This window comes from Paenibacillus sp. J22P218, from assembly GCF_056269195.1.
On sequence record NZ_JBWDNL010000004.1, the window covers coordinates 258,501 to 272,873 of the forward strand.

Annotated in this window: 11 protein-coding genes; 5 read left to right on the top strand and 6 right to left on the bottom strand. The window is 53.1% G+C overall.

What is annotated here, in order from left to right; translation table 11 throughout:
- Positions 1-7: 7 nt before the first annotated feature.
- Positions 8-952 (bottom strand): hypothetical protein, encoded by a 945-nt coding sequence (locus AC0YN0_RS19290; RefSeq protein WP_475822701.1) that lies wholly within the window; start codon positions 950-952, stop codon positions 8-10.
- Positions 953-1,260: 308 nt separating this feature from the next.
- Here AC0YN0_RS19290 and AC0YN0_RS19295 point away from each other — a divergent pair, with 308 nt between their 5' ends.
- Positions 1,261-2,976, top strand: coding sequence for a methyl-accepting chemotaxis protein (locus tag AC0YN0_RS19295; protein ID WP_475822702.1), 1,716 nt, complete (start codon positions 1,261-1,263; stop codon positions 2,974-2,976).
- Positions 2,977-3,307: 331 nt separating this feature from the next.
- On the opposite strand, the gene AC0YN0_RS19300 is transcribed toward AC0YN0_RS19295, so the two are convergent.
- Together AC0YN0_RS19300 and AC0YN0_RS19305 are read right to left on the bottom strand one after the other, a co-directional pair.
- A complete protein-coding gene (locus AC0YN0_RS19300; RefSeq protein WP_475822703.1) occupies positions 3,308-5,335 on the bottom strand; it encodes an ABC transporter ATP-binding protein in 2,028 nt (675 codons plus the stop codon).
- A 36-nt stretch (positions 5,336-5,371) separates the two neighbouring features.
- Positions 5,372-7,117 (bottom strand): ABC transporter ATP-binding protein, encoded by a 1,746-nt coding sequence (locus tag AC0YN0_RS19305; RefSeq protein ID WP_475822704.1) that lies wholly within the window; start codon positions 7,115-7,117, stop codon positions 5,372-5,374.
- A 516-nt stretch (positions 7,118-7,633) separates the two neighbouring features.
- Here AC0YN0_RS19305 and AC0YN0_RS19310 point away from each other — a divergent pair.
- The 3 genes from AC0YN0_RS19310 (at position 7,634) to hmpA (ending at position 10,427) form a co-directional block, all read left to right on the top strand.
- The gene (locus AC0YN0_RS19310) at positions 7,634-8,425 is read left to right on the top strand and encodes a tyrosine-protein phosphatase (protein WP_475822705.1); all 792 of its coding nucleotides are present in this window, start codon (positions 7,634-7,636) and stop codon (positions 8,423-8,425) included.
- 212 nt (positions 8,426-8,637) lie between these two features.
- Complete coding sequence (locus AC0YN0_RS19315) at positions 8,638-9,054, top strand: hypothetical protein (RefSeq protein ID WP_475822706.1); 417 nt, start codon at positions 8,638-8,640, stop codon at positions 9,052-9,054.
- Between the two features lie 140 nt (positions 9,055-9,194).
- Positions 9,195-10,427: an NO-inducible flavohemoprotein gene (gene hmpA / locus AC0YN0_RS19320; RefSeq protein WP_475822707.1), complete on the top strand. Its 1,233-nt coding sequence runs from the start codon at positions 9,195-9,197 to the stop codon at positions 10,425-10,427.
- Here the strand turns inward: hmpA and AC0YN0_RS19325 are convergent.
- Positions 10,376-10,915 carry a Crp/Fnr family transcriptional regulator gene (locus AC0YN0_RS19325; RefSeq protein ID WP_475822708.1) on the bottom strand — a complete coding sequence of 180 codons (540 nt, stop codon included), beginning with the start codon at positions 10,913-10,915 and terminating at the stop codon, positions 10,376-10,378. The genes hmpA and AC0YN0_RS19325 overlap by 52 nt on opposite strands.
- 153 nt (positions 10,916-11,068) lie before the next feature.
- Here AC0YN0_RS19325 and AC0YN0_RS19330 point away from each other — a divergent pair, with 153 nt between their 5' ends.
- Positions 11,069-11,557, top strand: a complete 489-nt coding sequence (locus AC0YN0_RS19330) for a hypothetical protein (protein ID WP_475822709.1) — start codon at positions 11,069-11,071, stop codon at positions 11,555-11,557.
- 11 nt (positions 11,558-11,568) lie between these two features.
- Here AC0YN0_RS19330 and AC0YN0_RS19335 read toward each other — a convergent pair whose 3' ends face one another.
- Positions 11,569-13,869: an ATP-dependent DNA helicase gene (locus tag AC0YN0_RS19335; RefSeq protein WP_475822710.1), complete on the bottom strand. Its 2,301-nt coding sequence runs from the start codon at positions 13,867-13,869 to the stop codon at positions 11,569-11,571.
- A gap of 106 nt (positions 13,870-13,975) precedes the next feature.
- A complete protein-coding gene (locus AC0YN0_RS19340) occupies positions 13,976-14,341 on the bottom strand; it encodes a hypothetical protein (RefSeq protein WP_475822711.1) in 366 nt (121 codons plus the stop codon).
- Positions 14,342-14,373 lie beyond the last annotated feature (32 nt).

Here is a 14,373-nt window from a genome sequence, read left to right on the forward strand (position 1 = left end):
GTTCGTCTTAAGCGCTTGCCCCGGTTTCGGCTTGAGATGCCGATTCACTTTCGCTTGCCTGTGCCCCGTTCTCCGCTGCCGGCTTGTCACCTTTCTGGGCACCGCGCGCCCCGTTAGGACGCTCCCCGCGCGGACCTTTGCCGCCATCTTGAGCGCGCCCTTGAAGCTCGCCGGTTACAAGCTTCTCAGCCTGCTCAGCCAAGGTTGCAAGCTTCTCGTCATACTGCTCCTGCGTCAACTCTCCCGCCGCAAGCTTCTCGGCGAGTTTGGCTTTCACTTCGGTTATGTGAGCATCAATAACGGTTTGTACGGCTATGCCTTTCTCGGCAGCAAGAGCCGCAATCGTTTTCCCGCCATCCAGTGCTTCTTTAAGCTCATCCGCTCCTAGGCCTAGCGCTGCAGCTACCGCTTCAAGCCCTCCGCCTCCAAGGCCCTTGCCGCCGCGACCGTCATGCTTGCCTAGCCCCTGTCCGCCGCCTTTGGAATCGAGCAGCTTCTCCGCCTGCTCGGCAGCCGTCGGCTTCGTCTTCTCTGCTTGTCCATCCTTCTGCTTATCGGTGTCCGCAGATGCGGCCGGGGCGCTCGCACGCTCCGCCTCCAGCCATTCGATTAGCTTCGCTTTCAACTCTTCGCGAGTTTTGCCCTGCGCCACTGCGATTTCGCTGAGCGTACTCGTCTTAAGCTGTGTCTTCAACGCTGCTTCATCAATAGCCAAGTAAGCGAGAAGCTGTTCTTGTATGTTTCCGAGGCCATGTCCGCCGAATTGTCCGCCCTTGCCCTTCTTCTCTGTACCGTCAGCAGCTTTGCCGTTTTGATTTGAGTCGGTCTGGGCAACGTCGGCCGAGGCTGCATTCACATATTGACTGCTCCAAAGCACGCCGCCTCCTAGTGTCAAAGTAAGCGCGATGGCTCCTGCCGTTATCGCTTTTGCTTTCGGTTTCAATTGAAGCATTCGTAATTCCACCTCTCATCGATAATGTTGTTACAGGAACATCCTACCCTCGCTTCCTTAATTGTCCTTTAAAGCCGCCTGAAAGTTAGCTGAATTCGGCTCAGAAGCTTATATATTCAACACTTTTCTAACATTGATTCTCGCATTTTTCTAATATCCCATTGTTATGCTTATTGCAGAAAATACAACTAGAATTGTCGATTCCACAAATTACCACCTACATAATCCGACATAAATCGACGATATTCATCATAATCAATGTTTTGGAGAGTGATGAGATGTTCCGTGCGTTCAACAGAAGTTTAGTAGTGGCAAGTTCAATTGTGTTAGCTTTATTATTAATTATCGTTATCGGAGTTACGGAGACGTTGTCCTATAACAGCCAAAAAAGCGCCTTTACGCAGGAGATTAATCGTACCGGTGAAACACTCGGTGCCCAGATGGAAGCCAGTTACTTCTTGCTGGGCCGCGGCTACGAGGAGATTAAGGCTGGCGGCGATACGGAGGGCGATGTTTTTCAACAACTTAAGCAGCTGCTGGACACGATGATAAAGAACGAATTAGTGGCGAATGCTTATATATACATGCCCGAGGTAGCTGAACAAGACGGGAAAAAGATCGCGACCGTTATGCAAAGCAACGATGCGCTTCATGCTGCCGGTTTTGCTCCAGGCGACACCTATGAGATTCCGGAAATTTTGCAGCCAACGTTCACCGAAGCGTCGGCAGACGGATTTGCGGTTTCCAAGGTTTATGAGGACGAGATTGGGCAATGGGTCACCTTAATGACTGAGCTTCAATCTAAAGATGGTCAAGTAGTAGGCATGTTCGGAGTCGATATCGACTATGCTTTCATTAACGCCAAGCTTAGCGAGCTATTATGGAAAAGCATTATCATTGCTGTAATATTCTCAGTCATTGCTATACTAATAGCTGTCATACTTATCCGTTTGGTGCTTAAGCCGCTCAAGAGACTGGCAGAAGTGTCGGCGTTAGCCGCTCAGGGTGATCTTACGCTTGCCGTTGCGGTTAAAGGGCAGAATGAAATTTCCCAAGTAGGAACCTCGTTTAACGCGATGATCGCAAGCCTGCGCGAGCTGGCAGGTAACATTAGCACGACTTCAGGCGAGGTTGCGGGTGCTGCCGCCAACATGCAGCAGAGCGCGGAGCAGACCTCGCAAGCAACGCAAGATGTGACAGAAGCGATTCAAGAGGTAGCCGTTGGTTCAGATACGCAGTTGCAAAGCTTCCAAGAATGCCAGCGTGCAATGACGGAGATGACCGTCGGCATACAACGTATTGCGGAATCAACCTCTTCCGTATCCGAGCTAGCCGCAGATACAAGCCAGCTCGCTTCCGAAGGAGAGAGTGTCATTGATTCTACCCTGCAACAGATGCACGAGATTGAAGAGCATGTATCGACGACCGTCGCCACTCTTCACGAGCTGAAGGAGCAAAGCGATAAAATCGGCGGCATCCTCGCGATGATCGGCGATGTCGCGAATCAGACGAATTTGCTGGCGCTTAACGCATCGATCGAGGCAGCGCGTGCCGGCGAGCACGGCAAAGGATTCGCTGTTGTCGCTCATGAAATTCGCAAGCTGGCTGAGCGTTCGAAGGAATCATCGGAGCAGATTGGCGCGATTCTGCACAGCATCGGCAGCGGTACGTCGCATGCGGTGCTGACGATGGAGAAATCGGCAGTCGCAGCACGAGAAGGATCAATCGTAAGCGCGAAGGCAGGCGAATCGTTCCGCGCCATCGTTACGTCGATCCGCGAAGTATCCAGCCAAGTGCAAGAGGTATCCGCCGCTTCCGAGCAAATGTCGGCCGGCAGCGAGCAGATCGCCGCTTCGCTTGACCAGCTCGAAGGCATTGCAGCTACATCGGCAGATAACGCGCAGCGCGTAGCAGCCGCTTCCGAAGAGCAGCTCGCCTCGATGCAAGAGGTCGCAAGCTCATCCGAGCAGCTTCGCAATCTGGCGAATACGCTGAATGAAACGATCGGACGCTTCAAAACCTAATTTATCATTTCACGCTAACCCCTCCTCCTTATATATAAAGAAGGCTAGCCTCTCCTAATGGAGAAGCTAGCCTTCTTCGCTTATATTGCCTACTTCACTATCTATGAACCCAAACTCACTAATTACGCTGAATGTTACCGCTCTCCGCCAAATAATGAAGCAAAGCTCACTGCCCATGAAGTTAGCTTCACGGCTAATGAGGTTTGCCTCACTAATCCCCGCAATCAGCCAATATCACCACTTTATAGTGAGATTTAATTCACTATTTCATAAGATCCTTCACTATTTCCCGCTCGGCAAGCGGCAAGGAGCAGGCAGGCTTCAAACCGCCTTATGCCGGCTGCGTCGCGCCGCCCTGCTGCAGCTGATACATCGCGTAATATTTGCCGCGATGCTCCATCAACTGCTCGTGATTGCCGCGCTCGACGATCTCGCCGCGGTCGAGCACGAGAATCTGATCGGCCGCGCGAATCGTCGACAGCCGATGCGCGATAACGAACGTCGTGCGCCCCTTCTTAAGCACATCGAGCGCCTCTTGAATGATCGCCTCGGTCTCCGTATCGATACTCGCCGTCGCCTCGTCCAAGATCAGAATCGCGGGATCGTATGCGAGCGCCCGCGCGAACGAGATCAATTGACGCTGGCCTGCCGACAGCGTGCTGCCCTTCTCGATAACCGGCGCGTCAATACCGCCCGGCAGCACGCTGAACATCTCGTAGGCGCCGACATCGCGCAGCGACTGCTCGACCTTCTCCCTGCTGATCGCCGGGTTATCCAAGCTGACGTTCGAGGCTATCGTACCGGTGAACAGGAACGGATCCTGCAGCACGATACCCATATGCTGGCGCAGCAGCTGCTTCGGTATATCGCGAACTTCCTTGCCGTCCACGACGATACGGCCCTCATTAATATCGTAGAAGCGGAACAGCAGATTCAAAATCGAGCTTTTGCCCGAGCCGGTATGACCGACAAGCGCGACCGTCTCGCCCTGCTTCGCATGGAAATCAATGTTCTTCAGCACGTATTCGCCTTTCTTGTAAGCGAACGAGACGCGCTCGAACTGCACATCGCCCTTGTAACGCTCCATCGTGCCGGGCACGACGTCGATGCCTTCCTCGTCCATGAGCAGAAACACCCTCTCGGCCGATACGCGCGCTGTCTCTAGGTTGGACAGCTGGTTCACGATACCGACAATCGGCGCGAACATCCGGTTCATGTAATCGACGAAGGCGTACAGAACGCCGACCGATACAGCCGTGCCGAACCAATCGCCCCAGAACAGCCAGATGACAATGAGGAACAAAATGTTCCGCACGACGTTAACGAGGTTATGGGATGTAATGGAGTTCAAGCTGAGCAGCTTGTTCTGATACTTGTAATAATGCTCGTTGAGCGCCTCGAATTCCTTGTTCGTCTCCTCTTGGCGACGGAACGCTTGAATGATCGGCATCCCTTGAATCGACTCGTTAAGCATGCCGTTAATCTCGCTCAGCTTGGAGCGGATAATGCGGTTATAACGCGCCGCGAACTTGCGGTAGACGATAATCCATACGATAAGGATCGGCACAAGCGGCAGCGAAATGAGCGCCAGTCTTGCATCGAGCAGGAACAATGCCCCGTAGATCGCCGCCATATAAATAATGCCCGTAAAAAAGTTTGCCAGCACCGCGACATACAACTCGCGGATCGCCTCGGTATCATTCGTGATGCGCGAGACGACCTGACCCGCCGACAAATTGTCGTAATAGTTAACCGGCAGCCGCTGCGTATGCGCGAAAATGTCGTTCCGCATCCGGCGGACGATCTTGTTCGCCGACGTCTGCAGCATCAGCCGCTGGCCGTACGTGAACACAGCCACAAGCAGCAGCAAGCCGAAGTACAGCGCCGCCATTGTCAGCAAAGCCGGAAATTCCGGCTTATAGAAGCTATACAGCTCCGAGGACGAGAGCTTGGTCACGGGATAGCTCGCTTGCTCGCCTGTTTCCTTGCTCGTTATGGTCATCGTGTCGTCCGTGACGACACGCTTGCCGTCCTCGAACTTCAGCAGCTCTTCCAGCCAGTAGAACTGGCGCACCGATTGAAGCACGCGAACCTCTGCGCCCTTCTGCTCACCCGCAGCGAAGTGATCCTCCCGCTTATACCATTTATCTTTATAAAGAACCGCATACGGCTGTTCTGCCGAAACCTCATGCCACTTCTTCTCGATGCCGAGAATGTTCTGGTCAATCATTCGCTTAGCGATGAACGGTCCTGCAAGCTCCGCGCTGACCGCAAGCACGAGCAGCAGCAGCGCCAGCAGGATCGGTTTCTTATAAAGCATGGCGTATTGAAACAACCTCTTGCCCGTTGTCTGTTTCATTGTCCTTCACGCCCCTAAATTATGAATCTGCACTTATTACTCTTCGATAAAAGCTTCCAACTGCTGGCGATCGTATTGCTCGCGATACCAGCCGCCGTTCTCCAGCAACTGCTCATGCGTGCCTTCCTGTACGATGCGTCCTTCGTCGAGGACGATAATCCAGTCCGCATGCTGCACGGCGGATAGCCTGTGCGTCGTAATGAGCGTTGTCTTGCCGACGCGCTCCGTACGGATGCCGTCAATGATTTCCGCTTCCGTCTTCGCGTCTACCGCGGACAAAGCGTCGTCCAGCAGCAATATTTCCGGATCGGCGATAAGCGCCCTGGCGATGCTGACCCGCTGCTTCTGCCCGCCGGACAGCGCAACGCCCTTCTCGCCTACCATCGTCTGGAGACCGTCCGGGAGGAACTGAATATCCTTCGCGAACGAAGCGCGTTGCAGAGCACGCTGCATATCTTCATCCGTCGCATCGCTCTTCCCAAACATAATATTTTCCTTCACCGTTCTCGAGAACAAAATCGGCTGCTGCGGCACATAGCCAACCCAGCGCAGCCACTCCTGCGTGCGCAGATGACCAATCGATGAGCCCGAGATCGTAATATCGCCTTGTCCAAGCGGGTATTCGCGCAACAGCTGCTTCAGCAGCGTCGTCTTTCCGCTGCCGGTCCGACCGACAATGCCGAGCGTCTGGCCTTGGCGAAGCGTGAACGACACGTCCGTTAAGTTGTCGACAGTCGAAGACGGGTATCGGAACGTAACATCTCGGAACTGAAGACCTTCCGGCTCCTTCACCGCAACCGGATCGGAAGCTTCGGGAACGTCCGGCTTATAGCCAAGCGTCTCGTTGACCCGGTCGAGCGAAGCGTTGCCGCGCTGCATAATGTTGATAAGCTCGCCGATGGCGAACATCGGCCAGATGAGCATGCCGAGGAATACGTTAAACGAGACAAGCTCGCCAAGCGTAATTTCATTATGGAATACGAGATAACCGCCATAGCATAAACCGATTAAGTAGCTCGTTCCGACAAGCACTTTCATCGTCGGCTCGAACAATGCGTCGATCTTGGCGACTGCGATGCTTTTGCCTAGTACTTCCTTCGTCTTAGCCTTGAATCTCGATTCACTCGCTTCCTCCTGTACGAAGGCGCGAATAACCCGCACGCCCGCTACGGACTCCAGCACCTGGTCGTTCAGGTCGCCGAAGGCGTCCTGCGCATCCATGAACCGCTCGTGAATCTTCTTGCCGAAGTAGCTCATCGCCAGCGCCATAAGAGGCAGCGGCAGAAGCGAAGCCAGCGTCAGCTTCACGCTGATAAGGCCGGCCATGACGATCAGAATCGTAATCATGAACAGCGTCGAGTCGACGAGCGTCAAGATGCCGAAACCGGCTGTCGTCGCCACCGCGCCAAGGTCATTCGTCGATCGGGCCATTAGGTCGCCCGTACGGTTACGCTCGTAGAACGTCGGCGTCATCTTCAGGAAATGCCGCATCAGCCTCGACCGAAGCAATCGTTCCAGCACGAATGCGCCCCCGAACAATTGATAATGCCATACATATGTAATGACATACCCGATAATCGTTAAAGCGATCCAGCTGACTACAATAAGCTGGAAGTCGGCGTCGCCCAGCACGCCTTGGTGAATGCCGTCAATCGTATAACCGATCAGCCACGGCGGAATAACATCGATGAATCCCGTCAGAACGAGGAGCGTGATCGCTAGCGTATACCGCTTCCAGTTCATCCCGAAAAACCATTTTAATTTTTTGAGTACAATAAACATCCTTCTCTACCACACCTTCCGCTATCCATCCTTACGACATTCTTCCCTTAGAAAAAACAAAAGAAGCGCGCCGCCGCAACGACACGCTTCTTCCTTCCGCCGCGGGACGTGCGGGCAGCCTGCGAACAGGCTGCCGCAACCCGATTGCGGCAAACGAAAAGGCGCAAAGTTACGGTAACGTAACCCTGCGCCCCTATTGACGGGTATACTCCCTTATTACTGGGAAATGACGCGCGGATGGATTACGTTATTCATGTTGAAACGATGAATCATGATTCCTGCTGCAATGGCTCTCATAAATTTCCGCATGTAACGTAACCCTCCTCTCGAATAAAATCTAATTGTCACTTTACCATCCGTTGAAAACGATGTCAACCACAAAATTACAGTCCCTGTCCCTTTACAAAACCTTCGCATCACAATAATTTTAAGTTAACATTCAACTTGTATTCTAGTTGAGTACCAGTTATGTTAACGGAATAAACGGGTCTAGATGAAGGGAGCTTATACGATATTATGACGACGACAACGCAGCAAGTTAACGATTCCGATGTAAAAGTTCTGCCTTTCCAGGGCGTACTTAACTTCCGCGACATGGGCGGATATGAGACGAATGACGGACGCAAGGTGAAGCGCGGGCTGCTCTTCCGCTCGGCCGAGCTGACAGGCATGACAGAGAGCGACCGCGAGCTGTTCGCTTCGCTTAGCATTAAGACTGTGTTCGATTACCGCGACGACAAGGAAGCCGAGCTTAAGCCGGACCCTCTCTTCGACAACGTAAATAACGTTCGAGTTCCAGCGATGAACCAGCCTCATAATACAGGCGATATTCGAGAGATGCTGAAGTCCGACCTGTTCCGCAATATGTCCGTCGAGACGTTTGCCGACATGTACGTACAGATGGCCATCGACAACGCCTCCTTCAAGAAGCTGATGTCGCTCCTTCAGGAATCGGAGAGCCTCGGGCTGCTGCACCACTGCGCAGCCGGACGCGACCGTACCGGCATCGGCAGCGCCTTCATTCTGCTTGCTCTCGGCGTCGATCGCGAGACGATTATTGCAGACTACCTGATCTCGAACGTCACGCTTGTCTCGATGAACGAGAAGATGAAGGAGCAGCTGGCGGGGCTTCTCGACGAAGAGCAAATGGAGCGCTTGTCAGCGATGTTCCAGCTTCGCCGCGAGTTCATGGAAGCCGTATTCGGCGCTATCGATACGAAGTACGGCGACACGAACAGCTTCCTGGAGCAAGAGTTCGGCCTCGATGCCGATAAGCTCGCAGCGCTCCAAGACCGCTGTCTGGAATAGTCGGCCCTAAATTATACGCAAAGGACCTTCTGCTTCCACTGTAAAGTGGAGGCAGAAGGTCCTTTTTCGATTGTCCGATTCCTATTCGGAGATATGAATGGATTTCATCCAAGCTGAGCTAAATGACATCGAATACGCAGTTTGATTGGATTGTGTACAACCAAATGGACAGAGGAACCCTGCAGAGGAGCTAAAATGCCGGTTTTGACTGTATGTTTTCCACTCAAAAGTCGCTTAACAGGCGATTGGAGCCGATTAGACTGTATGAAATACAGGCAAAAACATCATGTCAGCTGGAGAGGCCGGGTGCTCAGGATTGGAATGATTATACGACAGCTTTCTTCTGGTCCATCGGTGACCAGGATGAGATTGCACGTTTCCTCTACTATTCGAAAAATGGCTTTTGGCCAAGCGCCGTACTCGCCACCGCAGACTACATGCATGAATTTATCGCCGCTGGATTGGCTGATCTGCCTAAGCTGCTCGCTCCGGAGCGTTTATCCGAGCCGCGGGACATGATTCTGCTTCTTGATGGGCGGCTGCGCTCCCTTCTCCAGTCGCATAACGTACACATCGCCGAATTTGAGACACTTCAGCAGCTAAAGCTGTTACTAGACCGTCGCGGTTAGCTCCTACTCGGCGTTCCGTCACAAATCGTTGCCTTTTGCTGTGTTTTCAATCACATATATAGCTTCCTGCGATTGTTTATACTGAGGTTGCATTCCTATCAACACAACCATTCGTATAAACCTCCAGGAGGGGATATTTCGTGTTAAGCAACAATACAGTAGCCATTATCAAATCAACCGTTCCGGTTCTCGAAGTGCACGGACTTGCCATTACGAAGCGTTTCTATCAAATGCTGTTCGCAAGCCATCCCGAGCTGCTCCATATTTTCAACCATGCGAACCAGAAGCAAGGAAGACAGCAAACGGCGCTTGCCAATACGGTGTATGCGGCCGCACTGCATATTGACCGTCTGGCAGACATCCTGCCCGTGGTCAAGCAAATCGCGCATAAGCACCGTAGCCTAGGCGTGAAAGCGGAGCATTATCCGATTGTCGGGCATCACTTGCTGCAGGCGATCAAGGACGTCCTTGGCGATGCTGCGACGGATGACATTTTGCAGGCTTGGGGTGAAGCTTACGGCGTCATTGCCGATGTCTTCATTAGCGTAGAAGCTGAAATGTACGAAGAGGCGAAGCGTCAGTCCGGAGGCTGGGACGGTTGGAGAGCGTTCACTGTTGAGAAAATAGTAGAGGAAAGCGACGTTATTACCTCCTTTTATTTTGTTCCGCAGGATGGCGGAGCGCTTGCTCCATACGAGGCAGGTCAATATATAAGCGTCAAATTGGACATTCCCGGCGAGAAGTATACGCATATACGTCAATACAGCTTGTCCGATAAGTCAGGCAACCCTTACTATCGCATTACCGTCAAACGCGAAAACACGCTGCAGGATCGGCCGGCCGGCATCGCATCCGTGTACCTGCATGAGCATGTACAGCAGGGCGATGCGTTATGGCTGTCGGCGCCTGCCGGAGATTTCACGCTGAATACGAATGACGATCGGCCGCTTGTCCTGCTCAGCGGAGGTGTCGGCATTACGCCTATGCTTAGCATGCTCTATACAGCTCTCGCACAACAGCCCGGTCGCGAGATTACGTTCATCCACGCCGCGCAGAACGGAAATGTTCATGCCATGAAGCAGGAAGTTGAAGCGCTGCAAAATAGACATCAACATCTCAAAGTCTATTATGTGTATAATCAACCGACCATACGCGACAGAGAGCAACAAGCCTTCCATAAAGAAGGGCATGTGGATCTAGCTTGGCTGCAAACGGTCGTCGCTTCGCCGGACGCGCGCTTCTATTTCTGCGGCCCCGTCCCTTTCATGAAGACCGTATACGGTATGTTGAACGAATGGGGAGTCGCTGCGGCTCACATCCGCTACGAGTTCTTCGGACCTTCCGGCAGCCTAATCGCGGAATCAGAAGCTTGAGCGCGAAGCAGCCGATTGACCGTCTCGCGGCGCAGGCCGATCAATTGGCCGATCTCGTCCTGCGTCAGGACGTCCGTTAGCGAAGATGCACCGATATATTGACGGAACCATTGCTGCAGCTTGATCAGCTTGTCCATCGGCTTCACCTGCGACAATTGATCAATACGCTGCTGCAGCATGCGAAGCTTGCTTTGCAGAAGCAAAGCGACCTCCTGATATTTCTCCGGACTGCGAGCCAGTTCTTCATACCATTCGCTCGGCTGCAGCATGACCACCTCGCTCGTAACGAGCGCAACAGCCGTGCCGTGGTAGGGCATCGGGCTAATCAAGGAATGGTGAGGAATCGTTTCATCCGGCGTAATAATATTAACGAGAAGCGGATTCCCGTCCTCGTGCGTTCGGACGATCTTGAGCATGCCGCTGCGGAGATGGTAGAGCGATCCCGACTCCCCTTGGCGAAACAATATTTCTCCTTTATGCAGCAGCATTTCGCCACTCCTTCATTTGTTAATGTATACCATATAACGTCGTCCATCTCTATGGCCGGCGTTTTTTTGTGTTATAATACTTGTTGCTGCGCCTGCGTTACGTAAGCGCCGAAGCTATTATTCTCATCAAAAAGAAAGAAGGATCCAATCATAATGACCATTAAGTCCGTAGCTATCTGTGCTTATATTGTTCTGATCTACTGGATCTCCCTGCATGTTCCGATTATGCATACTTTATTTTTCCCTACGCTGGGCGCATTCAGCCTGTTGTTCATATCGAAGCCTTTCAAAAAGGATGTCGTCGGAAAAATCGCCTTTGGCGCAATAACCGCATCGCTGATCGGCTCGCTGTGCATGCACTTCAGCACCGGCGTTCTGTCGATACTGTTGAATACGGTCGTCGTGATGTGGCTGATCCGCAAGTTCAAATGGAACGCTCCGCCCATTCTGGCCGTGTCCTTTATCCCCTTCTTCACCCAGCCGTCAACGGTATGGATTACGCCGTTGTCCGTAGCGGTATCGCTGCTCGGATTGCTGCTCTTCCTCTATGCCGCCGTTCGCCTGGAGCGCAAGTTCGGCGAAGCCCCGCTGTTCATCCGCCGCAGTACAGAACAAGAGGCGCCAGAACGCGCTGCGATGTAATTTTAACGCTTTTAACGCCTCCACTCCTCCGGCAACAAACGGTTGTAATGAGGCTGCAAGTAACGGTCGTCAATAAGCATCAGCGTGCCGCGATCGGTCTCCGAACGAATGAGACGTCCGCCTGCTTGCAGCACCTTGTTCATACCGGGAAAGACGTAAGCATAGTCATAGCCGCTCTTCCCCTGCTCGTTGAAGTAATCGCGAATCATATTTCGCTCTAAGCCTAACTGCGGCAGTCCCACGCCGACAACGACGACGCCGACCAATCGGTCTCCCGCCAAATCAACGCCTTCGGAGAAAACCCCGCCCATGACCGCAAACCCGATCAATGATCGCTCCTTGCCCCCTTGGAAGCTGTCCAGGAACTGGTCCCGCTCTTCCTCGGACATATCTTTCTGCTGCAGCAGTACCTCAGTCTTCTTCTCATTCTCATCCCTCATCGGCCAGCTCTCCATAAAGGTCTGATGGACCGCATTCATATACGCGTAAGAGGGGAAGAATATGAAGTAGTTGCCAGGCTTCTCCGCTACCAATTGCGCAAGCTGACGAGCAATCGGCGCATACGAATCATCGCGATCCTGATAACGGGTCGACACCGGCTTCACGATCACTTCAAGCTGTTCCTTATCGAACGGCGAAGCGACGGCCAGCGTATAGTCTTTCTCTCCCGCCCCAAGCATGTCCATATAATAAGAAACCGGAGACAGCGTTGCCGAAAAATAAATATGGGATCGATACCCTTTGCCCATCAATTGCAGCATTTGCGAAGGATCGAGACAGAACAGTTTCACGCGAAGCTCATTTTTCGTGAGTTCCGTCAACGTCACATATTTATCGTCGTAATGCTTAGCGGTACGAATGAAGTTTTGCGCGGCAAAATACGTGTCGAGCAGCAGCTCGCTTACACTTCGCCCTCCGGCGAGCAGCCGTTCCGCCGCAGCGGCGAACGTTTCTACTAGCGCTACAAGCTCCGCTGGAAGCAGCTTTTCTACAAGCTGCGGCGAATCCTCGCTCCCCTTGCGAAGCGCAATGAAATAATCATTAACCGCCTTGGCTGCTTTGTAGCCTGCCTGATCCGTTCCCTTCAACTCTCGCTGCAGCGCAAGGAACGCCGACTTCACCAGCTCGGCCGAATACATCTCGCGCGCCCTGTCCACTAGATTATGCGCTTCGTCGACAAGCAGCGCGGTCTTGCGCTTCTGCTCATTATATTGCCGCTTGAACGAAATGCGCGGATCAAAAATATAATTGTAATCGCAAATGACCGCATCTGCCGCGTAAGCGAGATCCAGCGAGAATTCGAACGGACATACCCGGTGAGTCTGCGCATATCGCTCGATGATCGAACGCGTGATGACCGTCTCGTTAGCGAGTATATCAAGCACCGCCCCGTTGATCCGGTCATAGTAGCCTTCCGCGAATGGACAATGCTCTTTCTCGCAGCGCACTTCGTCCTGAAAGCATATTTTATCCTTTGCCGTAATCGTAACCGTATGCATCCGCAGTCCCTGCTCATCCATCAGCAGCAATGCATCCTCAGCAGCCTTCCTCGTTGTTGTGCGAGCCGTCAGATAATAGAAGCGCTGAAGCATGCCGGTTCCAATCGCCTTGACTGCCGGGAACGTCGTCGAGATCGTCTTGCCGATGCCCGTCGGCGCTCTGGCGAACAGCCGCACGCCCTCATCGATCGACTTATAGACCGCGCCGGCCAGCTTGCGCTGTCCCGCACGATAGGTCCCGAAAGGAAAGCCGAGCGATTCGATGCTCGCATCCCGCTCAGCTGCATGACGAACGCGAAGCGCTGCATACGGAATATATTGATGTACGACTTCCTCTACGAATCGTTCGAGTTCCTCGAAGGAAACGATACGATCGAATTGCTGCAGCCTGTCGGTCTGCGTATGCACATAGGTCAACTGCACCCGCATCTGCGGCAATTGCTCATCCTTGGCATACATATAGGCATAGAACATCGCTTGCGCCCAGTGCACCGGATAAGAGTGCTCGGTTATAAGGTCTAGTTCCCCGGATGTTGACTTAATCTCATCTATCGTGATAGCAGGCTCGGTTGCAAGCAGTCCGTCGCATCGGCCATCCACCGCAATGACGAGACCTTCCGCCTCGATGTCCGCCTTCAAATATACTTCCTTGCGGTCAAGCTCACCGTACTGCTGCTGAATCCGCTGATGCGCTTTCGTTCCTTCATGCAAAGCGTCTACCGCATTCAGCTTCACGTCGATGCTGCCGCTCAGATAGACATATTCGACCAGATGCCTTACCGATATCGCGATCGTACTCGGTTTGTCTGACATGACTTAGCTCCCCGACTCCTCCAAGAACATTTGTTCCTCTATTGTATCATGATCAGCGGCAACAGACACAAAGAAAAAGGCGTCCTATACGGACGCCTTCTCCCTACTACTCCTCCGTCTCTTCCTCGGGATGCAGCCCGACGCCGTTCAGCAGATCCGTGCCGTGGAAATCCTGCTCCGGGGACGCCGGGTCTATCGGGCTGTTCATTGCGATGTCATCGGCATCCGGCACGGCAGCCATCTCAGCCGAAATCTCCTCGGGCGTGTCTGTCTCGTTATCCCCTTCACCCGAGATGATTGCGCTGGATAAACCCGCCTCGCTATCCGGATATCTTCGCAACAGCTCGTCCGTCGCGTCCAGCACGGCGCTCGTCTGCTCCTCGTCCGCAAACAGTCCAAAAGCCGGATCGATATCCCGCTCCGTCACAAGATCGTTGTGCTCACGATCCGTATGCTCCTCATTCCTATACACATCTATCGCCTCCGCTTAAATATCCGTTATCC

What these genes read in the sequence shown, in the direction of transcription:
- AC0YN0_RS19290 (WP_475822701.1), bottom strand. Translation starts at nt 952, where the DNA reads ATGCTTCAATTGAAACCGAAAGCAAAAGCGATAACGGCAGGAGCCATC.
- AC0YN0_RS19300 (WP_475822703.1), bottom strand. Translation starts at nt 5,335, where the DNA reads ATGAAACAGACAACGGGCAAGAGGTTGTTTCAATACGCCATGCTTTAT.
- AC0YN0_RS19305 (WP_475822704.1), bottom strand. Translation starts at nt 7,117, where the DNA reads ATGTTTATTGTACTCAAAAAATTAAAATGGTTTTTCGGGATGAACTGG.
- AC0YN0_RS19310 (WP_475822705.1), top strand. Translation starts at nt 7,634, where the DNA reads ATGACGACGACAACGCAGCAAGTTAACGATTCCGATGTAAAAGTTCTG.
- AC0YN0_RS19315 (WP_475822706.1), top strand. Translation starts at nt 8,638, where the DNA reads ATGTTTTCCACTCAAAAGTCGCTTAACAGGCGATTGGAGCCGATTAGA.
- AC0YN0_RS19325 (WP_475822708.1), bottom strand. Translation starts at nt 10,915, where the DNA reads ATGCTGCTGCATAAAGGAGAAATATTGTTTCGCCAAGGGGAGTCGGGA.
- AC0YN0_RS19330 (WP_475822709.1), top strand. Translation starts at nt 11,069, where the DNA reads ATGACCATTAAGTCCGTAGCTATCTGTGCTTATATTGTTCTGATCTAC.
- AC0YN0_RS19335 (WP_475822710.1), bottom strand. Translation starts at nt 13,869, where the DNA reads ATGTCAGACAAACCGAGTACGATCGCGATATCGGTAAGGCATCTGGTC.